This is a genomic window from Collinsella aerofaciens (genome assembly GCF_039752985.1).
Taxonomy (GTDB): Bacteria; Actinomycetota; Coriobacteriia; order Coriobacteriales; family Coriobacteriaceae; genus Collinsella; species Collinsella aerofaciens_BT.
On the sequence record NZ_JBDMHA010000011.1, the window covers coordinates 1 to 23,297 of the forward strand.

At 61.1% G+C, this 23,297-nt stretch carries 15 protein-coding genes, 1 pseudogene and 1 riboswitch; of the genes and pseudogenes, 5 read left to right on the forward strand and 11 right to left on the reverse strand.

The genetic code is table 11. The annotated features are described in order from the left end of the window. The 3 genes and pseudogenes from ABHR76_RS02485 to dpaL form a co-directional block, all read right to left on the reverse strand. A pseudogene (locus ABHR76_RS02485) lies at window positions 1–335 on the reverse strand (knotted carbamoyltransferase YgeW); the annotation flags it as partial. A 200-nt stretch (window positions 336–535) separates the two neighbouring features. Further along, window positions 536–1,921, reverse strand: coding sequence for a YgeY family selenium metabolism-linked hydrolase (locus ABHR76_RS02490; RefSeq protein ID WP_195232234.1), 1,386 nt, complete (start codon window positions 1,919–1,921; stop codon window positions 536–538). A gap of 74 nt (window positions 1,922–1,995) precedes the next feature. Next, window positions 1,996–3,210, reverse strand: coding sequence for a diaminopropionate ammonia-lyase (dpaL, locus tag ABHR76_RS02495; protein WP_346964936.1), 1,215 nt, complete (start codon window positions 3,208–3,210; stop codon window positions 1,996–1,998). 277 nt (window positions 3,211–3,487) lie between these two features. Between dpaL and ABHR76_RS02500 the strand changes: the two genes are divergently transcribed. From ABHR76_RS02500 to ABHR76_RS02520, 5 genes are all read left to right on the forward strand, one after another. Continuing rightward, complete coding sequence (locus ABHR76_RS02500) at window positions 3,488–4,141, forward strand: helix-turn-helix transcriptional regulator (RefSeq protein WP_055310373.1); 654 nt, start codon at window positions 3,488–3,490, stop codon at window positions 4,139–4,141. A 123-nt stretch (window positions 4,142–4,264) separates the two neighbouring features. Continuing rightward, complete coding sequence (locus ABHR76_RS02505) at window positions 4,265–5,251, forward strand: hypothetical protein (protein ID WP_346964935.1); 987 nt, start codon at window positions 4,265–4,267, stop codon at window positions 5,249–5,251. A 118-nt stretch (window positions 5,252–5,369) separates the two neighbouring features. Further along, a riboswitch (SAM riboswitch) is annotated at window positions 5,370–5,460 on the forward strand. 8 nt (window positions 5,461–5,468) lie between these two features. After that, window positions 5,469–5,912, forward strand: a complete 444-nt coding sequence (locus ABHR76_RS02510; protein ID WP_346976720.1) for a nucleoside-specific channel-forming Tsx family protein — start codon at window positions 5,469–5,471, stop codon at window positions 5,910–5,912. A gap of 307 nt (window positions 5,913–6,219) precedes the next feature. Next, window positions 6,220–8,034, forward strand: a complete 1,815-nt coding sequence (locus ABHR76_RS02515) for a hypothetical protein (protein WP_196025277.1) — start codon at window positions 6,220–6,222, stop codon at window positions 8,032–8,034. Window positions 8,035–8,216: 182 nt separating this feature from the next. Continuing rightward, on the forward strand, window positions 8,217–9,452 hold the full coding sequence (locus ABHR76_RS02520; protein ID WP_196025278.1) for a hypothetical protein: 1,236 nt from the start codon (window positions 8,217–8,219) through the stop codon (window positions 9,450–9,452). A 41-nt stretch (window positions 9,453–9,493) separates the two neighbouring features. Here ABHR76_RS02520 and ABHR76_RS02525 read toward each other — a convergent pair whose 3' ends face one another. The 8 genes from ABHR76_RS02525 to ABHR76_RS02560 all read right to left on the reverse strand — a co-directional run bounded on the left by ABHR76_RS02525 (window position 9,494) and on the right by ABHR76_RS02560 (window position 23,275). Next, window positions 9,494–10,228 (reverse strand): 3'-5' exonuclease, encoded by a 735-nt coding sequence (locus tag ABHR76_RS02525; RefSeq protein ID WP_346976721.1) that lies wholly within the window; start codon window positions 10,226–10,228, stop codon window positions 9,494–9,496. A 455-nt stretch (window positions 10,229–10,683) separates the two neighbouring features. Continuing rightward, window positions 10,684–11,889, reverse strand: a complete 1,206-nt coding sequence (locus ABHR76_RS02530) for an ATP-binding protein (RefSeq protein WP_346976722.1) — start codon at window positions 11,887–11,889, stop codon at window positions 10,684–10,686. A 275-nt stretch (window positions 11,890–12,164) separates the two neighbouring features. Next, on the reverse strand, window positions 12,165–13,556 hold the full coding sequence (locus tag ABHR76_RS02535) for an ATP-binding protein (RefSeq protein WP_226802701.1): 1,392 nt from the start codon (window positions 13,554–13,556) through the stop codon (window positions 12,165–12,167). A gap of 344 nt (window positions 13,557–13,900) precedes the next feature. Then, window positions 13,901–16,678, reverse strand: a complete 2,778-nt coding sequence (gene xdh, locus ABHR76_RS02540) for a selenium-dependent xanthine dehydrogenase (RefSeq protein WP_346976723.1) — start codon at window positions 16,676–16,678, stop codon at window positions 13,901–13,903. Window positions 16,679–16,690: 12 nt separating this feature from the next. Next, window positions 16,691–17,170 (reverse strand): 4Fe-4S binding protein, encoded by a 480-nt coding sequence (locus tag ABHR76_RS02545; protein ID WP_055252516.1) that lies wholly within the window; start codon window positions 17,168–17,170, stop codon window positions 16,691–16,693. A gap of 10 nt (window positions 17,171–17,180) precedes the next feature. Beyond that, window positions 17,181–20,180 (reverse strand): putative selenate reductase subunit YgfK, encoded by a 3,000-nt coding sequence (ygfK, locus tag ABHR76_RS02550; protein ID WP_346976724.1) that lies wholly within the window; start codon window positions 20,178–20,180, stop codon window positions 17,181–17,183. Window positions 20,181–20,329: 149 nt separating this feature from the next. Then, a complete protein-coding gene (gene ssnA / locus ABHR76_RS02555; protein ID WP_195503601.1) occupies window positions 20,330–21,685 on the reverse strand; it encodes a putative aminohydrolase SsnA in 1,356 nt (451 codons plus the stop codon). A 195-nt stretch (window positions 21,686–21,880) separates the two neighbouring features. Then, window positions 21,881–23,275, reverse strand: a complete 1,395-nt coding sequence (locus ABHR76_RS02560) for a uracil-xanthine permease family protein (RefSeq protein ID WP_225093821.1) — start codon at window positions 23,273–23,275, stop codon at window positions 21,881–21,883. Between the last annotated feature and the right edge of the window lie 22 nt (window positions 23,276–23,297).

Sequence of the window (23,297 nt, forward strand, 5' to 3'; positions counted from 1 at the left end):
ATGGTAGCGGTCTCGCGGACGGTCTCGCCGTGGGCGATCTGGGACTTCTTCTCGTCCAGGTCCTGCAGCTCAAGGCCGAGCAGGTTGGCGGCCTTAGAGAAGGAGAAGCGCGTACGGGTGGAGTTGTCGCGGAACAGGGAGACGGCAAGACCGGAGTCGAAAATCTTGGACGAAACGTTGTTCTCACGCAGCTCGCGCAGGGCGTCGGCGACGATGTAGAGAGCCTTGAGCTCATCGGTGGTCTTGTCCCAAGTGTGCAGGAAATCGCTGCCGTACATACCCTTAAAATCGAGGCCGTTCAGCTGCTCGACGAGCTCGGTAAACTTAGCGTCCATGGAAATGTCCTTTCTAAAGATGAAACGATCGCAATGAGTAGATGTGCTCCGGCATGCGCGTGTGGCAGAACATGCAGAGCACCATGACGAGGACCCGCCACCGTTGAGGAAGCATGGGAGATAACGACCGCGGGCCCCAAGTCAACAGGGGGTGCCGGGGACACGAACGGCCCCCGGCTCAACAGGATCGAAGAATGGGACTAATCGATCTTGTTGTTGGTCAGACCGGCGCGGAACACGGTGGCATCGCCATCGGCCTGACTCGGATCGTAGAGGTTCAGGGCAGCCACATACATGGCGGCAGCGGTGACCAGGTCGTCCTTGTAGGTGACCTCGTTGGGAGCGTGAGCCTGAGACTCGGCACCCGGGCCAAAGCCCACGCAGGGGATGCCGTAGCGGCCCTGGATGGAAACGCAGTTCGTGGAGAAGGTCCACTTGTCGCACAGCGGGCGACCGGTGCGCTTGTCCATGCTGGGCTCGCAGCCGATGCGCTCGTCACCGAACATGGCCTTGTGGGCGTCGACGAGGGCCTTGACGTGCGGAGCGGTCTCCTTGTTGATCCACGTGGGGAAGTAAGCCTCGGTCTCGTAGACCTCGCCGGTCCAGGACGGACGGTCGTACATGTACATAGAGACCTTCACGTCGTCGCCGTACTTCTTGGCGGCCGGCAGGTTGCGGATCTCGTCCAGGCAGGACTCCCAGGTCTCACCAGCGGTCATGCGACGGTCGATGGAGATGGCGCAGGAGTCAGCGACAGCGCAGCGGCTGGGGCTGGTGTAGAAGATCTGGCTGACGGTGCAGGTGCCGCGGCCCAGGAAGCGGGCGTCCTCGAAGTGCTCGGGGTTGTACTTGGGGTCGAGCATCTTGACGAGGCCCTTGATGTCGGTCGACTCGTCGCAGCCGTTGTTGTTGAGGGCGCGGACGTCGGCGATGATGTCGGCCATCTTGTAGATGGCGTTGTCGCCGCGGTCGGGAGCGGAGCCGTGGCAGGAGGTGCCGTGAACGTCGACGCGGATCTCCATGCGGCCGCGGTGACCGCGATAGATGCCGCCGTCGGTAGGCTCGGTGGAAATGACGAACTCGGGCTTAATGCCGTCCTTGTTGTAGATGTACTGCCAGCACATGCCGTCGCAGTCCTCTTCCTGGACGGTGCCGACGACCATGATCTTGTAGCCCTCGGGGATGAGGCCCATGTCCTTCATCATCTTGGCAGCGTAGGTAGCAGAAGCCATGCCACCCTCCTGGTCGGAGCCGCCGCGGCCGTAGATGATCTCGTCGGTCTCGTAGCCCTCATAGGGATCGGCATCCCAGTTATCGATGTTGCCGATGCCGACGGTGTCGATGTGGGAGTCGATGGCGATGATCTTGTCGCCCTCGCCCATAAAGCCCATAACGTTGCCCAGGCCGTCGACCTTGACCTCGTCATAGCCAAGGCTCTCCATCTCGGCCTTGATGCAGGCGACAACCTCGCCCTCCTCGCAAGACTCAGAGGGATGCGAGATCATAGCGCGCAGGAAGCGAGTCATATCAGCACGATGAGACTCAGCAGCAGCCTTGATAGCGTCGAAATCGAGTTCTTTAGCCATTGTTCATAACCTTTCAAACGAAGGAATCTACCTGTGAGGTGGCGGAGCGATACCTATTTACTCCGCCCCAACGATTAGCAAGTGGGGTATTCGCCTTCCCAGACGATGCGACGGTACTGATCCGGATCCGTGTCGCCCTCGGTGGAGAAGCAGAGCACGGAGCTCGTCTTGTCCAGGCCGATGAGCTCCTTGAGCTCGGCGTACTCGGGATCGAGCATGAGGGTCTCGACCAGGCCGGTGGTCACCGCGCCGGACTCGCCGGAAATGACGCGCGGGTCGCCCTTCTCGGGGGCGCCCAGGGTGCGCATGCCGCGAGCGGTGACCCAGTCGGGGCAGGACACAAAGGCAGTGACGTGGTTGCGCAGGATATCCCAGCCCAGGATGTTGGGCTCGCCGCAGCACAGGCCGGCCATGATGGAGGGCATGTCGCCGTCCACGATGCGCGGGTCGCCGTCGCCGGCGGCAGCGCCCTTGTACAGGCAGGCGGCAGGAGCGCACTCGACCACGACAAAGGTGGGCGGGTTATCGGGATACAGATTGGTGAAGTAGCCCACCACGGCGCCGGCGAGCGAACCCACGCCAGCCTGGACAAACACGTGCGTCGGGCGGTTGATGGCCATCTCGCGCAGCTGCTCGGCAGCCTCAGAAGCCATGGTGCCGTAACCCTCCATGATCCAGGACGGGATCTTCTCGTAGCCCTCCCAGGCGGTGTCCTGAACGATGACGCCGCGCTCGCAGGCGTCGGCCTCGGCGGCGGCCATGCGCACGCACTCGTCGTAGTTGACCTCTTCGATGGTCACCGTGGCGCCCTCGGCGGCGATGTTATCGAAGCGGGGCTTGGTGGAACCCTTGGGCATGTGCACGACGGCCTTCTGGCCGAGCTTGTTGGCAGCCCATGCCACGCCGCGGCCATGGTTGCCGTCGGTGGCGGTAAAGAAGGTGGCCTGGCCAAAGTCCTTGGCAAGCTGATCGGAGGTCAGGTAATCGAAGGTGCACTCGGCAACGTCCTTGCCGGTCTCGTCGGCAATGTAGTTGGCCATGGCAAACGAGCCGCCCAGGACCTTAAAGGCGTTGAGGCCAAAGCGATAGCTCTCGTCCTTAACGCACAGGTTGGACAGGCCCAGGCGCGCGGCCTGGCCGTCCAGGCGGGCAAGCGGAGTGACGGTGTACTGGGGGAACGACTGGTGGAAGGCACGGGCCTTCTTCACGTGGTCGAGGCTCATGATTCCCAAGTGCTTGTCATCGCTCTTGGGCATCGTGTTGCCCGCCCACTGGATCTTATCGGCCATACGGTGAACTCCTTAAGTCCTCTCTTGCCGGCCCCCGCATACGCGTTTCAGCCCATTCCCATTCATGCGACTGAACTTTTATGTGGATGCCAAACAAAAAGTTTGTTAGCACTGTTCTATCACACTTTTTGATTGGCAAACCTAACAAATTGTTTGTTGCCGTAATCGGTACCTTTTCGCCGACGAACGGTTACATAACGCAGCAACGCTTTCGTTATTTGCGAACAGGTGTGGTTTATGGCAAAGTATGCCCAAACTAATTTTTAGGAAGGCACCCATGACCCCGTCACAGATTGAGTTTTACAAGCGCCTCGCACACGGTCTGGCGCTCCAATTTGGCCCCAACTGCGAAGTCGTCGTCCACGATCTGGAGACCGAGGACGTGGACCACTCCATCGTAGTGATCGAAAACGGCCACGTCAGCGGGCGCAAACTGGGTGACGGCCCCAGCCATATTGTGTTTGAGTCCATGCACGAGGGCACCACCGACGTGCACGACCGCGAGCCATACCTCACCAAAACCACCGATGGCAAGCTGCTCAAGTCCTCTACCATCTTTATCCGCAACGACGAGGGCAAGCCCGTCGGCATTTTGGGCATCAACTTTGACATTACGCTTATGAAGGCTTTTGAGCGTTCGCTCGATGCCTTTACCGGCACCGGCGGCACGGGCTATACCGAGCCCGAGCCCATTACCAAGAACATCGGCGACCTGCTCGAGGACCTGCTGCACGAGTGCGAGCAGTTTGTGGGCAAGCCCGCGGCACTCATGACCAAAGACGAGCGCATTCGTGCCATTGGCTACCTCGACCGTCGCGGTGCCTTCCTCATTTCCAAGTCGAGCGAGCGCGCCTGCGAGTTCTTTGGCATCTCCAAGTACAGCTTCTATAGCTACCTCAATGAGGCCAAGGCGGCGGCCGGCGACAAGTAAGCGCTCGCCTGGATTGCCCCTCCCCTTTTGGGCGCGAGTTCTGGAAAGCACGAATCCAAGACCGAGCAGCTTGGGAAGTTCCATATAATCGATGTCATTAGTATTTCGAAAGGATGGAACAGAATGGCGTTGAGCAAGGCATCATGCACCGGTCGCGGATTGATTCCGGCAATTGGTGGACATGTGCACCGCATGTTCGATGAGGGTGAAGACGACCTGTTTTCGCTGAGCCTTGACGACGTGATGGATGATCGCCCGTGGACCGCCGACGAACTCATGGGCGGCGGGGCTCGCCCGTCAAGCCCCAATCCCGCACTTGCACCTAAGTCCGCATCTGCGCCGACTCCTGCGCAGTCGCCTGTTTCGACGCCCGCGCCTACGCCCGCACCCACTTCGGCGCCCACGACCGCTCCCCGCCCCGCAAGCGACCCGTCCGAGACGGCGGCATTTCTCGCTGCGGCGACGCAGGGCAAATCGGCCGACAGCACCGTTATGTACAGCGCCCAGCAGTTGCCCGTTCCTGCGGCACGCAAGCCTCCGGTCACACGGCTCGATGAGCCCGTTGCCCATCAGGTTGGCCATGATTCCTGGGCTGCAACCGATCTGGATGAGACCTCTACCGGCATGCCGGCGCTCGATGTTCCAGTTAACCCGCTTTTTGCCGCCAACACGAGCGCCGCGGACTATGAGGGCGGTGCGGCATATTCCGATTATTCCGATGGCTATGCTGGCACCGGTCGCATCGAGACCGAGGATTATGGCACCGCATCGAGCGATTATCTCAACGATCAGTACGCTGCCACGCCTGCACCGGAATATGGCCCGGAGGCCGCGTCCGCGCCGGCATATACCAAAAGCACGGGCGAAGAGCGCTTCGCCGATTATTACGCCGAGGAAAAGGCGCTGCGTTTCTCGGAATTTCCGCAGGCAGTCAAGGTTGCCTTTATCGCCATTATCATTGCCCTGCTCGGCGTCATTGCGTTTGAGGGATTCCAGCTGTTCCGCGGCCCCACCCAAGCGGAGTCGGAGACCCAGCAAAAAGAGGACGATAACCAGTACCTGGACATCAACACCCTCAAGGGCGATCCCAACGACGGAGACGACGAATAACAAATGCCAAAAATTGAGGGTCGTAGACCAGATCAACCCCGTGCGCTCATTGCCGCACGGGGTTGATCTTTGTCCGCGCGTGCTGATAGACTCCATCGTGCCCGCAAGCAGCGGGCGCGTTTTATCCAGAGTCGGGGTAGAGAGTTGGCTCCACGATCCCGACGCCAACCGGCCAAGAGGCACGGTGGCCCTGCCAACATCGATGAAAGGAGTCCGTATGGACAATTTCTCTGTGCGCAGTGAGCGCAACTTCCACAACCTAGCCGCCAAGCCAAAACGAATGCATCTTCTGGACAAGCCGAACGGCTATGCCTCGGCCATGGTCAAGAGCAGTCTCCCCCACCAGATGCGCTTTACCGTGCAGGCGCTCGAGAAAGAGCTCTACACCGCCGGCGACCCGCACGTACTGCAGATCAAGCTGCTTGGAGACGACTCGCGCGAGCTGTCTAGCTGGAAGCTGTTTGCCGACGGCACGTGCGTCGCAAGCGGTTCGGGTGACTTTGCCCGCGAGTGCTTCTGCGAGGGAGCTGAGGTGTTTCTGGACCTGTGTCGCGACGCCGTCGAGACTGCCGAGCTGTGCCAGTGGAGCGAGAGGGAGTACGCGCTGTTGGGTGCCGCGCGCGGGATTGCGGGGGGGGGTGTAGGAACAGAAGCCTCATGACGGTGGCCTCAGCTGGAATGACGTATCGCTCGATAAATGATCTCAACAACGTAGCCGATGCGCCGCATTTCACCTCAAAGGCATTGAGCGATCAGGAGGCGTCCAGCATTTCTTTGATATCCCCAATTGATTGTTCCGAGAAAGTCTCTTCATGTCCTTATAATCGCCCTTACGAGAAACGTGGACGAGACAGGCGTCCATATGCCGTCTCTAAACTAACGAGCCGTTCGCGGAAAGAACATCTGGCTAGCATGGGCCAAAGATATACTGGTATCGCTGCAACAATTATGGAAGATCGGCACCACCAATGACCTCCTTGAAATTCTCCAGGCGCTTCGCGCTTAGCCTGCTCGCCTCGCTGTCCGCCACCGTAGCGCTTGCTTTGCCCTCAACCGCCCTAGCCGCGTCGGACCCGAACCCGCCCAGCATCTCCAACGTGACGATATCCGCGACGACAGTCACGGCCGGCTCCACGCTGCATGTCGGCTATAGCGTCGATGACCCTGACGGGGTACGGTCCGTCACGCCCATAGTCGAAGTCCTTGTCGAAAACGATACCGGAGACCATGGAATCAGTTCCCGTCTCGCCTTCTCGTCGACCGGCAACACGACCGCGGGCTTCGATATCTCCACCTCCCCGAGCGACCGGCCCTGCAGGTACCGGATCATCGGCCTCGGCGTGACCGATAGTCTTGGATGGGTTACCGATGTCTACGACACGACGTATGCCGAGGAGAAGGGGCTCGACTGTCCGACCTTCACCACCGACCCCCTCGAGTATGAGGTGACCGAGGGACCCGAGGACCAAAACCCGCCGACCGTGTCCTCCGTGTCGCTCTCGAGCAGGGAGGTCGCAACCGGTGCCGACTTCCACATCTCTTGGACCGTCTCCGATGCCGACGGCGTTCGCTCCGTTTCCCCCATACTGCGGCAGGGCTGGGAGAATTCGGACGACGGCTGCTCTGTTTCGTCAGCCTATTATCACGGAGGCTCGTCTATCGACGGGTTTGACCTCACATTCGACAGCAATAGGATCGGAAGGCACAGGCTGATCGGCCTTTCGGTCACCGATGGCCTAGGGTTCGAGACCGATGTGTACGAGAGTTCCTACGCCAGGGCCAACGGCATTTCGGGCGCGACTTTCTCGGTTGGCGACCCGAGCGAGCTGTGCTTCGAGGTGACCGGCAGCGCGATCGACCGGAACCCGCCCACGGTCTCGAACGTTTCCATCTCCGCGAAGAGGGTCCCCGTCGGCGGGATCCTCCGTATCTATTGCAATGTAGGCGACGCGGACGGCGTAAGGTCTGTCTCCCCGATCCTCGGCGACCCCGGCTATGTCGAGGACCCGAACTCTTTAAAGACCCGCAAAACGTTGAGCTGCAGCTACGATGCGGCAAGGGGCTATATCGAAATCGAGTTCCCCACGTCGCTCTCGATGGGCTCGTTTGAAATCCAAGCCCTCGCGGTCCTCGACAAGACGGGCCACGAGACCTTCGTCTACAGCTCCGCCTACGCCGAGCGTAACGGCAAGACCGGCGTTCAGACCTTTGATGTCGACGACGCGGGGGACGTCACCTTCGACGTGACCGCTCCGCTGTATGCCGCCACCAAGGGCGACGGGCAGGCGTATGCAAAGGACGGCGAGGCCGGTCTGACCTTCCGCTTCAGCGGTCCTCTCGATGAGTTCACGCGTCTCCTCGTGGACGGAACTGAGGTCTCCGCCGAGAACTACACCGCAACCAGGGGCAGCACGATTATCGAGCTCAGGCCGTCCTACCTGGACACGCTCGCCGGCGGCGGACACACCGTCACGGCCGTCTGGAAGGACGGGACGGCGACCGATGCGTCCTTCACCGTGGAGGGGAAGGCCCAAGGGGAGCAGGCGGGCGGAAAGACCGACGTAGATTCACCCGGCGACAACAAAAGTGATCCTGCCACTCCTGAAAAGGACGCCGACGAGGCGGCTACAAAAAAGTCGGGACGCACGACAGCCGATGAACCAAAGCTCGCTGCAACCGGCGACTCCACTTGGATGGCCAGCATCGCATTGGCCATGGCGGCCACGGCCTGCTTCACGGCAGCGAGAAGGCTTGAGCCCAAGCAGCATAGGCACGAACAGTAGCTCAAAGCGAACTCAACTGGGAAGGGCAGATGGATAGCCGTCCTTCTCTTATAATCAACCCAATCCGCTGAAATGCAATCAGTTAACGAGTTTCGCCAGACGCTCGGCCTCTACCCCGCTCTAGCAAGCCACCAGGCGATGAGATAATGCCCACGACTATCAACGTAAGCAAGGAGCGCGCTATGGCAGACAACGAGACCAAACCCTCGGCGAACGACGGCCGAGAGGAGCTCGTGGCAAAACAGCTCGCATCGACCAAAATCCACCTCGCGCTCACTCAGAAGCGGGTGGACGTCTCCGGCGCCATCAAGCTACCGCTCGAGCGAATTCCCCAACTCGGCGTGGCGTTCGCCTCGCTCCGCTCGATGTTTCGCACCGTCACCAACACGGTGAGTGTGCCCACGCTGCTCCAGGCGACTGACAAATATGGTAGCCCGCTCGATCCGTCGAAACTCAACACGTTCAAGGACGGCAGCGGTCTCACAGGGGGCTACCGCGACGCCGCCAAGGGCCTTGGGCAGGCGCGCTTCCACGTAGTCGAGGGCGACATCGCCACGAGCGTCACGCAGGTGCCTTACGATCCAACATCGCTATTCATGGCAGCCGCAATCGCGCAGATAAACCAAAAGCTCGACTCCATCCAGGAGTCCGTCGACGAAATGTTCGAGTACATGCGTCAGCGCGACAAGGCCAACATGCGTGGCAACCTCAAGACGCTCGCAGACATCCTCAACGGTTACGGCCTCAACTACGGCAACGCCACCTACATGGCAAACGCCCATATGAAGGTGCTCGACATCAAGCAGTCGTCCGCGCAGGACATGGAACTCTTCCGCTCGCAGGCACAGGCGGATCTGAAAAAGAAAGGGTTCATCGAGGTGCGAGACGGCTTGGGCAGACGCCTCGACAAGGTGCTCGACTACCTCAAAGACTGCCAGCTCGCCACCTACATCCACGCGTTCTCGCTGTTCCTCGAACCCATGCTCGCCCAGAACTTCGAGCCCGCAAAGCTCGCGGACGCCACTGCGAAAATCGAGGCTGATTCGATCGCGTACCGCGAGCTCTACACCGACTGCTACAACGCACTCGAAGCGGGGGCTGTCGACACCGTCGATGCGGCACTGCTGGGCGGTATCGCGTCCGCGGGCAAATTGCTCGGTCACGCCATCGCAAAGACCCCCGTGGGCGACCATACACTCATCGACGAGGCGCTCGAAGGCGCAGGAGAGAGCATCGGAAAGTTCAACGACAAGCAATCCGAGAAACTCCTCGAAAAGCTCCATCAGGCAAAGACGCCCGACGTCACGCCGTTCAAGCAGAGCGTAAAGGAGATCGACACCCTCTACAACCGCCCCGCGCAGATCGCCGTGGACGCCGAGAACGTCTACATCTTGCCTGCCAAGCAGCAGGAAGAGTAACGATACGCGACAGGCACGCGCCATGCAGACAGCTAACGCCCCTACCTTCCCGCCGCCTTCAGCTTCAGCAGCAGGTCGCCCAGCTCGGGGCACTTGCTAGAAAGGCGCGTCTGAGCTCGCTCGCCCATCCCCCACCGCTGGCGGACTTCCTGGGCGCGCGGGCTCACGCGGTAGTCCCCGTCCATCACCTGCTTGAGCAGCTTGGCGGTCACGCGCGCATCGGCAAGGGCGCTGTGGGCGTGACCCGTCGGCTCGTCGAACTCGATGCCAAGCCACGTCGCCGCGTCACTCAAAGAGACGCACCCGTGGCTGCCCACGTCCATGATCGAGGTGTAAAACGCCTGCAGGTCGGCCCAGTCCGTAGGAAATGCGGAAAGATCAATGTGCTTTGCCTGGCACTCGGTCAAAAGCTGTCGACGATCCGCCCCGCTCCAGCAAACTATCTGGGCGGAGTAGCGACCGATCCAATCGCAGAGCCTTTTGATCACCACGTAGAGCGGATCGGCCATCGCGGTGTCCACGGCCGATATCCCCGTAAGCTCGCGGACAGGGAACGCAACGCCTTCGGTAAATTCCGTCTGCACACACTGCGAAAACTCGCCCATAACGTTGCCGTGATAGTCGAGCTTGACGGCGCCGACCTCGATAATCTCGTTGCGCAGCCCACGGCGCTGGCGCTGCTTTGGCACCGGCGCAAACTCAAAGTCCAGCACAATCTGGCACGCAAAGTTCGTCGTATCGATAGCCGAGATACACGGCGTCTTTTCAGCTGACACGGTTAGGGCCTTTCTCCGTTGCTTGCCGCTTGTTACATAAGCGGCTACATTGCCGTAAGGATAGGTGGCCGCGCGGACATGAAAGCTGGGCGCAATACCATGCGCCAGGCACACGCCATGCAGACGGCCCCAAGAGAGTTGCCCGCTCTATTCAAATGCATGAAAAAGATTTAGGCCCGGTGACTTGAATCAGCGGTCATCCCGGGCCCATCAGAGCTCGTAGAGCTCTTGGTTGCTTTGGTCTCGCTCTTCACGGCGCTTATCGAACTTTCCGAGGCACTCAAGCAGCATTCGAAGCATAACAAGTCGCTGCCATTAAGGCACTGACCTCTTGACCAAGCAACGGCGCTGCCCAGCTATCACCCTTGGGCTGCCGTCAACTTTATTCTATCCGCGAGCATCTGGTTTACCAAATGGATTTTCGGTAAAGGAAGCACGGCACGCCCGCAAAACCACTACGCCCCAAGTGCCGCCATGGGAATCACCGCCACGCCGTCGTCGCGTGTGTAGGCAATGCTCCCCTTTCCAACCACGACCGCCAAAAACGCCGGCGCGGCATTCTGGGCGGCAGGATTGGAGAGCACTTTCCTCTCCAGCGCCTTGAGATTTCTCGCTCCATCGTCTGCTTTCGCATCACTCAGCTTGACCTCGATGGCTCCCCAGCGCCCGTCGTGCTCAACGATCAGATCGACCTCAAGGCCCTTCTCATCTCGGAAATAATGGACACTGTTGTCGACACCGCCGTAGGTGGAAAGGAACACGCGCACGTCGCGCAGGACGAGATTCTCAAAGAGCATCCCCAGCGTTTGCATATCGCCAAGCAGCCGCTCAGGGGTAGCCCCCAGCAACGCCGCCGCAAGTGACGGGTCACAGAAGTAGCGCTTGGGGCGCACGCGAACGCGGGCCTTCGAGCGCATGGGCGGCTCCCATCCGCACAGGTCCTCGGTCAGCTTGAGCCTGTTGAAGAGGTCCAAGTACGCAGCGATGGTCCTCTCGTCGGGGCCCGCCTCACCGTACGAGGCGTCCTTTACGAGCGTCTTGTACGTGACAGCCTGGCTCTCGTTCATGGCAAGAGCTCGCAAAAGGCCGTGTGCAAGCTCGGGCGACATGCCCTCGTCCAGCACGTTGACGTCGAGCACCGAGTGCACGTACTGGCTTGCCGTCTCTCGCGCAAGATCTTCCGAAAGCCCAAGATTTGCAGGCCAACCGCCCCTGCAGCACCAGCGGGCGACGTCATCCACCGTGCTCTCGCGACGCTGAGGGGCAAAATCCTCGCCCTTAAAGAGGCTTGCCAGTGACACGAGCGGCTCGCCGTCGCCCGACTCACACAGGGCCATGGGGCGCATTGACAGACGGGCGATCCTACCCGTGCCGGAATGACGAACATGGCTGCGCTCCTCGCTTTTGAGCGCGGTCGAGCCCGTGAGCAAAAGTGTCCCCCGTTCGTTGCCGCTCGCGTCCACGAAACGCCGGGCGGCATCCCAAACCTCGAGCACCTCCTGCCATTCATCGACCAGGTGTGGCGCATCGCCGATGAGCGCCAGGCTTGGGTCGACCTCTGCCGCCGCACGCTGCGCAGGCTCATCGAGCCTGGAGACGCTCGCCGAGCGAGAGAGCGCCGTCCAGGTCTTGCCGCACCATTTGGGGCCGTTGATCTCCACACAGCCAAACGCCCGCATAAGGGTGTCGAGGCGCTCCTCTATGAGCCGGGGCCTATATCCCTTTTGGGTCAATCTCTTTGGTGCATCCATAGACGGCCGTCCCTCTCTATCACGCGATATGCGAAATTACGCCATTCTCAATGCTGATTTTACGCTACTTTCAATGTAGTTTTTACGCCATGACAGATGTAGTTTTTACGCCATTTTCATTGAAGGTTTTACGCTTGGCATCCTTAGCGCGACCCATTCCGAGCATCACATCAGAGCGTGCTTGGTTATCTCCGCTCGCACATCTCGGCAAACGAAATCAGCTTGGCATCTCCCCTGCTCGCCGCAGCTTCCTGACATCCTTGCGTAAAGCCTCGCTTCGAGAAGATCGCATAGCTTTTGTGCTGCCGCCTAAAGAGCTCGCTTCGATGCACGAGCTTTTGCAGCACGTCTTCGCCCACCGGTTCATTGCGCCATTTGCATTCCGCAAACAGCGCAGTGCCCTCGCCATCGTCAACAATCAAGTCGATTTCTTCCTGCGTATGCGTGCGATTATCCGTCCCCCACCAGCGCCCAACGCTTGCCGGAACCACATCAAGCTGGCCCGCCCGCGCGAGTTCGTACACGTATTGTCTGCATATAATCTCAAAGACCGTACCCATATAATCCGATACGTGCGGCTCAATGCGCTCATACGCCATCTCGGCCATATCGTTTTGAATCAGCCCGATGTTCTGCGGAACAAACTTGTACCAGAACCTAAACATCTGGTCGCTCAGCAGATACACGGCTCGCTTATTGCTCGTCTCGTTTAGGGGCAGCTCGCGCTCGACAATCCCAAGCGACGCCAGCTTATCCACATAGCTCTTTACGTTGCTCGCAGGGATTCCCGTAGAGCTCGCAATCTCCGAGATCTTCGAGCGCCCCTGGGCAATTGCTTGCACGATCGCATCATATTGCTCGGGATTGCGGCACTCCTGCAATAGCAGGTTACTCGGCTCCTCAAAGAGATAGCCCGTAGGAGTAAGAAAAAGACGTTTGATGTTGTCCTTGAGCGGTGCGGCAGGATCGACTTTCTCGATATATGCAGGAATGCCACCCGTCATGCCATAGCAAACTGCAGCGTCTTCGCGACCCATGCTCTGCCACAGGCCGAGGGTCGTCATAAAATCGAGCGGCATGATCTTAAACTGGGCCGTACGCCTACCGTATAGCGGACTCTCGTAGCCCAACACCTGCTCTTCCATAAACGAAAGCGACGACCCGCACAGGATAAGCATAAGCTTGGTCTCTTTGTACAAGTGATCGATCTTGTCTTGCAGCAACGAGCTGATCTCGGGATTCGATTGGGCGAGATAAGGATACTCGTCGATCACGACAATCAAACGTTCCGTACGAGCCATGGTAGCCAATGCATCGAACGCCTCGTCAAAACTACGAAACGACACGCCAGCAACACCAACGGAGCCCGCAAGTATCGCCTGGCTAAAGCCATGCAGGTTTGCCTCTGCATTGGTGCGACGAGCTTGAAAGTAAATAGCCTTCTTGCCTTGGATAAACTCTGTGATAAGACGCGTTTTGCCCACGCGACGGCGGCCGTAAATCACAGGCATCTCAAAGGAGCCCGTGCCATACAGTCGATTGAGCTCGGACATTTCCGCCGTTCTTCCGATAAACATAGGGCCATCCTTCCTTTACGTTATAGCTAGCTATATTATACCTTCCTATAATATAGCTAGCTATAACGTAATTCGACAAGCGGCGCACGCAAAAGGGTCGGTACACCACCGCACGTGGACCGTTCCGGAAAATGTATCCCGTTCTGGAGCCAAAAACTGGGCCGTAGTTTCCGCCAAACATGCCATCCGGAAAGCGTGTCCCGTTCTGAGCGCCAAATCCGGGACGCAGTTTCCACTCCAAACAAAGGGCCCCGGCTCGCGATGGAGCCGGGGCCAAAGGCGCAGCGTATGTAGTTGATGTTGAGCGCGAACGGCCCGTCAACAATGGCCGTCCACGCTCTACCCTACCCGCGGTGACGGGCGCGGCTGTACGGCGTATCCACCATGGGCAGATCCGGACGCAGCTTGCCGTCGAATGCGCGATAGGCGTTCTGTACGGCGGGCGCCGTGGGAATCGTTGCAATCTCACCGATGCCCTTGCCGCCGTATGCCACGGGCAACAGCTCGTCCTTCTCCACGTAGATGGCGTGGATATTCGGAATCTCGGGCGCACGGAACAGCCCGAGCGTACCGTACCTTGCCTGGGGTACGCAGTCCTTGAGCGGCCAGTCCTCGGTAAGCGCATAGCCCATACCCATGAGCACGCCGCCTTCGATCTGACCCTGGATGGAGATGGGGTTGGCCACCTTGCCGGAATCGTGCGCGGCATAGACCTCGCTCACGCGGCCGTCATCATCCAGAATGACCACATGCGTGGCAAACCCGTAGCAGATGTGGCTCTTGGGGTTGGGAACGTCGGCGCCCAGCTTGTCGGTCGGCTCCAGGTACACGTAGCCAAACTCGCATCCCTCGAGCGCCTTGATGGCAGCCGCGGGATCCTGAGGATGCATACCCTGGCCGGCGATGAGCTCCTGCGTGCGCAGCTGATAGGCGCGACCGTCGTCGTACTCAATCTTGACGCCGTCGCCATGCGCGCTCACGGGAGTATCGGGTGCGGGCTTGCCGGCCTCGATGTCAAGCATGGCATCGCGCAGCAGGAAGGCGGCACCGCGCACGGCCTCGCCGGTCACGACCGTCTGACGCGAGCCAGACGTGGTGCCGGAGTCGGGAGCGTTTTCGGTGGAGCACTCGCCATTAGCAATGCAGCTCAGCGGCAGACCGCAGGCCTCGGCAACGTCCTGCAAAAAGACCGTGTTGCAGCCCTGGCCGATGTCGGACGTGGCGGCGTAGACCACGGCGCGGCCATCCTCGACGCGAATCTTGCAGCGACCGGCATCGGGCAGGCCCACGCCCACGCCGGCGTTCTTCATGGCGCAGGCAATGCCGGCGTGTCCGGGATGCGCGTAGTAGGCATCCTTGACCTCGAGCAGCGTCTCTTTAAGCGCCGTGGAGCAATCGGCAATCTGGCCGTTGGGCAGAACCTCGCCCGGCTCGATGGCGTTGCGGTAGCGAATCTCCCACGGATCCAGGCCGACCTTCTCTGCCAGCAGGTCGATCAGGCTCTCGAGCGCAAACTCGGACTGGCAGACGCCAAAGCCGCGGTACGCGCCGGCAGGCGGGTTGTTGGTGTAGTAACCAAAGCCGCGAATGTCGGTGTTCTGGTACTTGTAGGGGCCGACGGCATGCGTACAGGCGCGCTCGAGCACCGGGCCGCACAGCGACGCGTAGGCACCGGTATCAAAGTTGATCTCGCAATCCAGGCCGGTAAAGTTGCCCTCGGCGTCGCAGCCCAGTGTAAAGGTGCCGTCCATGGCGTGACGCTTGGGATGGAAAGCGAGCGACTCGGCACGCGTGAGCTTACACTTCACAGGACGCTGGAACTTATATGCGGCGAGCGCGGCCAGGTGCTGGATGGACACGTCCTCCTTGCCGCCAAAGCCGCCACCCACGAGCATGGTCTCGACGACCACGCGCTCGGGCCCGTTGTCCCAGCCAAACATGTGGGCACACTCTTTGCGCGTATCGTAGGCGCCCTGGTCGGTCGACTGCACCTTGACGCCGTTCTTGTACGGGAAGGCGACGGCGCACTCGGGCTCCAAGAAGGCGTGCTCGGTAAAGGGCGTGGTAAAGCGCTGCGTCACGGTGAATGCGCTCTCCGCTAGCGCCTTGGCGGCGTCGCCGCGCGTCACGTGACGGCTCTGGCACACGTTGTCCTTGAGCTCCACCGTGTTGCCAAAAGCAAAGAAACTGTCATGCAGGCGCGGGGCGTCGGCGGCCTTGGCCTCGGCGATGTTGCGCACGGGCTCCAGCGGCTCGTAATCGATCTTTACGAGCTTCTTGGCCTTCTCGAGCGTCGCCTCGTCCTCGGCGACTACCAAAACGATGGCGTCGCCCACGCAGCGGGTGATATCGCCCTGGGCGATCATGACGTCCCAGTCCTGGATAAGGTGGCCGACCTGGTTGACCGGCACGTCCTCGGCTCGCAGGATGCCCACCACACCGGGCAGGGCCTCGGCCTTGGAGGTGTCGATGGAGAGCACGCGGGCGCGCGGATATTTGGAGCGAACGGCGCTGGCATAGGTCAGGCCCGGCTGATCGAGCTCGTCGATGTCGTCGGGATACTTGCCCTCGCCGAGCACCTTCTTGCGCACGTCGATACGGAAGGCGCGCTTGCCCACGCCGTAGTCATCGCCGCGCTCCAGATCCTCGTCGATCTGCTTTTCGCCACGGAGCACCGCAGCTGCCAGCGAGATGCCCTCGATAATCTTCTTGTAGCCGGTGCAACGGCAGACATTGCCGCGGATGGCGTACTTGATCTGCTCCTCGGTGGGCTCGGGGTCCTCGGCGATGAGCGCTGCACCCGCCATGACCATGCCGGGGATGCAAAAGCCGCACTGCACGGCGCCCACGGCGCCAAAGGCGTACACGAAGGCCTCGCGCACGTCCTCGGGCAGGCCCTCGACGGTCACGATGTTGCGGCCGGCGGCAAGCGCGGTGGTCAGTACGCACGCCTTGACGGCCGCACCGTCCACGTGAATGGTGCAGGTACCGCAGGCGCCCTCGGAGCAGCCGTCCTTGGCGGAGTGAATGTGCAGGTCGTCGCGCAGGTAGCGCAGCAGCGGTTTGTTTTGGGTCGTCGTGCGCTCAACGCCGTTAACGGTAAAAGTGAATTCCTGTGCCATGGTGATTCCCTTCTACACGCCGGCGGCGATGCCGGTGCGGTCGTGGATAGCGCCATGCGGGCAGACGACGGCGCACATGCCACACGACAGGCAGTCCGCGCCGTCGATATGGGCGCAGTTGTCCTCGATGCGGATAGCGCCGGCGGGGCACTTTTTGGCGCACATGCCGCAACCGATGCAGCTCGTGTCGCAGATCTTGCGGGCGATGGCGCCCTTATCGGTGTTGTTGCAGCGCACCAGGATATTCTGGTAGCCGGGGACGAAGGCGATCACGCGCTGCGGGCACGCCATGCCGCACAGGCCACAACCCGTGCACTTCGAGCGATCAACGCGGGCGATGCCATCGACCAGTGCAATGGCGCCGTGGGGGCAGGCCGTGACGCAGGCGCCACAGCCAATGCAGCCTTCACTGCAGCGGGCGTCGCCGCCTGCGGAGGCACAACCGCTTCCGCAGGCAACGTAGGCCACGTTATGTTGAATGGATTTGGCCATAAGGGGTCCCTTATTTCTTAAGGAGATACGAATAGTTGTCGCGCACGGCCTTGATGGTCAGGCGGACGGCCTCGGGAAGGCCGGTGTTGACGGCATCGACCGATACGGTGCGGACCGTGCCGGCGACGCGGACCTTAAAGTGGTCCTCGCCCACGGCCAGGAAGCCCTCGTTCTCGGAGTTCTCCATGTCCTGCTCGCTCCAGAACAGGGTGAGTTTGTCCTTGTAGGGACGACCCTCCTGGTAGGGGCAGAACACGGCGCAGTTGCCGCACTCGTTGCACATGCCGTCGACATGAACGACCTGATGCTTGGCCAGGCCCGGCACCTTGATGGCAACGTTGGCGCGGTTGGGGCACACGTCGCAGCAGACCTCGCACACCGAACCGCAGCCCAGGCAGCGGGTCTTGGTGCAGTTGCGCTTGTCGCGGCACAGCGACCCCTTGCGCTCGTAGCAGGTGTCCTCGCGACCGGCCTGCTCGTTGCAGTCGGCGTACTTGTTAAAGTCCACGCCAGCGATGGCGCGGGCGACTTCGGCGGCGTCGGCAATAGCCTCGACCACGGTGGCCGGACCGCGACGACAGTCGCCCGCAGCCCAGACGCCCTCGACACCGGTGGAGGTGGCGGCAAGACGGCCACGACGGTCGTGCTCGACGCCCGCGGCATCATACAGGCTGGCATCGATACCCTCACCCACGGCGCAGATCACCGTGGTGGCGGGAAGCTCAACGGTCTCGCCCGTGGCAACGGGGCTGCGACGGCCGCTTGCATCCGGCTCGCCAAGCTCCATAACATCGCAGGTCAGCACGGCGCCGTTGAGTGCCTTGGGAGCCAGCAGCTCGCAGAACTCAACGCCGTCGGCAAGAGCAAGATCAAGCTCTTCCTCGTCGGCGGGCATCTGCTTCTTGGTGCGGCGATACACCAGGCGCACGTTCTTCACACCAGCCAGGCGCTTGGCCACGCGGGCAGCATCCATGGCGGTGTTGCCGGCGCCAATGACTACGACGTCCTCGCCCAGCTCGAGCTTCTCGCCCCTCTTGGCGGCCTCGAGGAACTCCAGCACGTCGAGCTCGGCGCCCTCGCCCAAGCCCGCAGAGCCGGGCATCCAGGCACCGGTGGCCACGACAACGTCGGTAAAGCCCTGAGCCTTGAGCTCGCCGATGGACTCCACGCGAGCGTTGAGCTGCACCTTGGCGCCAAAGGCCAGGCAGAGCTCGGCATCGTGGGAGATGTCGTCGCTCGCGATACGGAACTCGGGGATCACGTGACGGACCACGCCGCCAAGCGAATCGCGGGCCTCGAAGATGGTGACGCGCACGCCGGCGCGCGTCAGGAAGAACGCCGTCGCCAGACCGGCAGGGCCGCCGCCGATAACGGCAACATTGCGCTCGCTGTCGTTGGCGATGGCCTGGGCGCGCAGCTTGGGCAGCACGGCGGTCATGGCCTCGCGGGCGGCCTTGAGCTTGCTGGCGCGAATCTGGGCGCCCTCGGGCTCGTAGAACGCACGCTCGCAAGCGCGGCCGCAGGGATGCGGGCAGATGGTGCCGGTAATGAACGGCAGGGCGTTGCGCTCGATGATGATGTTGAGCGCGTCCTCGTAGCGGCCCTCGTCAACAGCCGCCAGATAGGCGGGAATATCCTGCTGGATGGGGCAGCTCGTGCGGCACGGCGTGGTAAAGCAGTCGGAAAGCGGGCTCTTGCCGGCGACCTTGCGGTCGGGCAGCGGACGCAGCGGCTTCTTGTAGAGCGGGTTGGTGAGCGAATCGGCCTGGATCGCGGCCACGGCGTCGAGCGAGACGCCCGCGAACGGCTTGCCATCCAGATCGGTGAACTCGCCGGCCATCTGGCTAAAGCGCTCGTAGCCACCGGGCTTGAGCACGTCGGTCGCCAGGGTAACGGGCCAAATGCCGGCATCGTACAGGGCGCGGATGTTGTAGACCGTGGCACCACCGGAGTAGCTGATGCGCAGCTTGCCATCGAACTGCTCGGTAATGCGGCGGGCGGCCTCGATGGTCAGCGAGAACAGCGAACGGCCGGACATGTACATCTCGGTAGAGGGCAGCTCGTTCCTCGTCACGTCGACGGGGAAGGTATTGATCAGCTTGACGCCAAACTCCAGGCCGCGCTCGGCGCACAGGGCAATCAGGCGCTCGAACATAGGCACGGCATCGGCCCACTGCAGGTCCTCGCGGAAGTGCGTGTCATCGAAGACGATGTAATCAAAGCCCAGCTCGTTGAGGCGCTGACGTGCAAACTCATAGCCCAGCAGCGTGGGGTTGCACTTGATGTAGGTGTTGAGGCCCTTCTCGGTGATCAGATAGGTCGCGATGCGCTCGATCTCGGCCGGCGGGCAGCCGTGCAGGGTAGACTCGGTGATGGAGTTGGAGACGCGCGCCGGGATGGACTCGACAAACGCGGCGTCAACATGCTCAAACTTGTCCAGGTTGGCGAGCGCCCATGCGCGGCACTCGTTCCAGACGTCGGAGCCGCTAGCGTCCTTCATGCCCTCAATGTACGCATCGACCTTGGGACTCTTGATGCCCTCGAGGTCATAGCCCACGGACATGTTAAAGACAAATCCGTCCGGGCTGCCCAGGCCGTACTCGCGAGCGATGAGGTGGCAGGCAAACCATGCCTTCACGTACTCGGCAAAAGCCTGCGGAACCTCGAGCTCGGTCGACCACTCGCAGTTGTAGCACTCGTCCTGTGCCACAATGCAGGGCTTGTTCACACACTTGGAGAGCTCCTCGCCGTCCATAACCTGAACGGTCTTGAGCTCAAAGAAGCGGGAGCCGGCCACATAAGAGGCCACGATGTTCTGGGCAAGCTGCGTGTTGGGGCCGGCGGCCGGGCCAAACGGAGTCTCGATGCGCTCGTCAAAAATGGGAAGCGCTCCCTCCTGGTTGGCCGTGACCATCTTGCGCACGCCAAAGATGGCGCCCTGAGTCTTGTGCTCCTCGATGATCCAGTTCATCAGCTGCGAAAACGGGATCGGCCTCATGATGTCGCTCATAATGAGCTCCTCTCTGTAACGCCCGGCGAGACCGCGCGGCGGGCGCAAATACGGTGTAGCGCTAGCACAGCGCCGGCGACCCCGCGGAGGCCGCCTATACGTGCGTCGGATGCGGCGAAACATCCGACGCACGCGAATCTACTTGTGAATTAGTAGGCGCGATCGTTGAGCGTGCTCCAGAGCTTCTTGGACTCAGCCATGGTCCACGCGTTGATCTTGTCCTCATCAATGCCAACGAACTCGCGATCCTTGTACAGGACGCGGCCGTTGATGATGGTGGTGCGGCAGTTTTTGCCCATCATGCCAAAGAGCATGTGGCCGTCGATGTTCTCCTCGCTCAGCGGCGTAAAGGGCTTGTAGTCCATAACGATAACGTCGGCGGCAGCGCCGGCCTCGAGCACACCAAGCTTGCGATCGAAGTACTTGCTCGCCATCTTGGCGTTGTTCTCAAACAGCATAGTCATGGCCTCGCACCAGCCCACGTTGGGCATGGCAGCGTTGTGGCGCTGAATGATCAGGAAGACCTTAAGGCTCTCGAGCATATCGTGGGTGTAGGCGTCGGTACCCATGCACACGGGGATGCCGCGGCGGAAGAACTCGAGCACGGGGGCGCAGCCCACGGCGTTGCCCATATTGGATTCGGGGTTGTTGACCAGCCAGGTGCCGGACTCCTTGACGATATCCATCTCGGCAGGCGTCACGTGGATGCAGTGGCCCAGCATGGTGTCGGGACCAAGCAGGTTGTGCTGCAGCAGGCGCTCGACGGGGCTGATGCCACCGCGGTTGAGGCGGGAGTCCCACACGTCATTCATGCCCTCGCACACATGGATGTGGAAGCCGGTCAGGCCGTTGTTGGCCTCGGCCATCTTGTCCATGGTCTCGTCCGACAGCGTAAAGGTGGCATGCCCGCCAAACATGGCAGCGATCATGTGGTTGTCGTTATCGCGACGCTCCTTGGCGGCCCACTGGGCAAACTCGGCGTTCTCGGCAATGGCCTGGTCGCATTTTTCCTGGCCACGGCGATCGGAAACCTCGTAGCACAGGCACGAACGCATGCCCAGCTCCTGAGCTGCATCCTTAATGGTAAAGAGGCTTCCCGGGATCTCGCAGAAGCTCGCATGGTGATCGAAGATCGTGGTGACGCCATCACGGATGGAGTCCAAAATCGTAGCATAGGCGCTGGCCTTGGTGCCGTCGAGCGTCAGGTTGTCGTCGATCTTCCACCACTGCTGCTCGAGATTCTCCAAGAAGTTGGTGGGGTTGCAGCCCTTAATGGCAAGGCCGCGGGCCAGACCCGAGTAGATGTGGGTGTGGCAGTTGATAAGTCCGGGCATGATGAGGTTGCCCTGGGCATCGACGTACTCGGCATCCGGGTACTTGGCCTTGAGCTCGCGCTCGGGGCCCACTTCGACGATCGTATCTCCGTCAATGGCGACCGCACCGTTTGGAATAAACGGGGTCTGAGCGTTGCGGGTAAAGACGGAACCGTTAGCGACCAGAAGCATGGATGCTCCCTTCAACATCAGAGGCGGGGTTTGACACCTCTGACATGGCGGAGTGCGAAGCGCCGGCCTACACCGGAAACGGGCCCTCTCCCGTCAACGCTTCACCAAAGGGACAAACCCTTTGAAGTGCGGCTTGGTGCCGCATGGCGTCGGCGGACGAGGCGATGCGTCCGCCGACGAATAGCACCGAATTGGTTACTTCTTGCTCTCGGGCAAGACCAGATCCACGGCAGCGTCCTTGGCAGCATCGATGTGCTGAGCCACGACCGGCGTCTGCGGAAGGATCAGGTTAAGGACAATGGCCATGATGGCGGTGGGGGTTACGGCATTGGAGCCGATGACGGTGGACACCCAGGCGGGCATACCCTCGCCGGCAAGGCAACCGCTGGCCATCCAGATACCCAGGCCAAAGACGACGGAGGTGCCGACGATGGTGGTGGTGCGCTGCGTGAGGCCCTCGCGGGTGAACATGCGCACGCCGTTCATGGTGATGGTGCCAAAGACGCCGACGGTCGCGCCGCCGATGACGGGCTGCGGGATAGCGGAAAGGACGGCAGAGAGCTGCGGGAACAGACCGGCGATGGCAAAGACGGCCGCAATGATCACAAAGACCCACTTGTTGACGACCTTGTTGGAGCAGATGATGCCCACGTTCTGGCCAAGGGCGCTGGTGGGAAGACCGCCCAGCAGACCGCCGACCATAGAGGTGAGGCCCTGGGACACGATAGCGCCGGAGAGCTCGCGCTCGGTGGGCATACGGTCGATGGAGCCCAGGCAGGCGGCGGAGACGTCACCGATAACTTGGATGGCAACCATGGGGAACACGACGGCGAGGGTAATGCAGACCTCGGGATCAAACTTGAGCGCGTAGGGCATGAGCTTGGGAAGAGCGAAGACCTGAGCGGTGGCGACGCTGGAGAAGTCGATCATGCCAAAGGGGATGGAGACGATCATGCCAACGATCATGCCAAAGAACACGGATCCCAGCTTGAGCGTGCCCTTGCCAAAGTTGGCGAGCGCAAAGACCACGGCGAAGGTGATAAGAGCGACGCACCAGGCCTGCGGGGTGCCCCACAGCGGCGTACCCATACCGCCGGCCATATACTTGACGGCCGTGGGATACAGCGAAACGCCGATGGAGAAGATGACCGTACCGGTCACGACGGGCGGGAACAGCCACTTGATCTTGCTGTAGGCCAGACCAAAGAGGACCGCGACGGCGCCGCCGACGATCTCGCCACCCAGCAGCGCACCAAAGCTAAAGCCCGAGGCACCCATGGCCTGCAGGGCCGGCAGGAACGCGAACGAAACGCCCATGACGATGGGCAGGCCGCCGCCGATGCGACGGAAGGGAGCGAAGGCCTGAAGGGCCGTGTCGATCGCCGAAAGAATGAGCGCGACCTGGATGATGTCGGTACTCTGCTGGCTATTAAAGCCGTAGACGCCGGCCATGATGACCGCCGGGGTAATGATGCCGGCAAACGATGCCAGTACGTGCTGAAGGGCACACGGGATCATTTCCTTAACGGGAGGCATGCCTTCGCGAGTGAACAGGGCTTCAGTACCGTTCGTAACCGTCTCCTGGGTCATTTGACCACCAATCCTCGAAGTA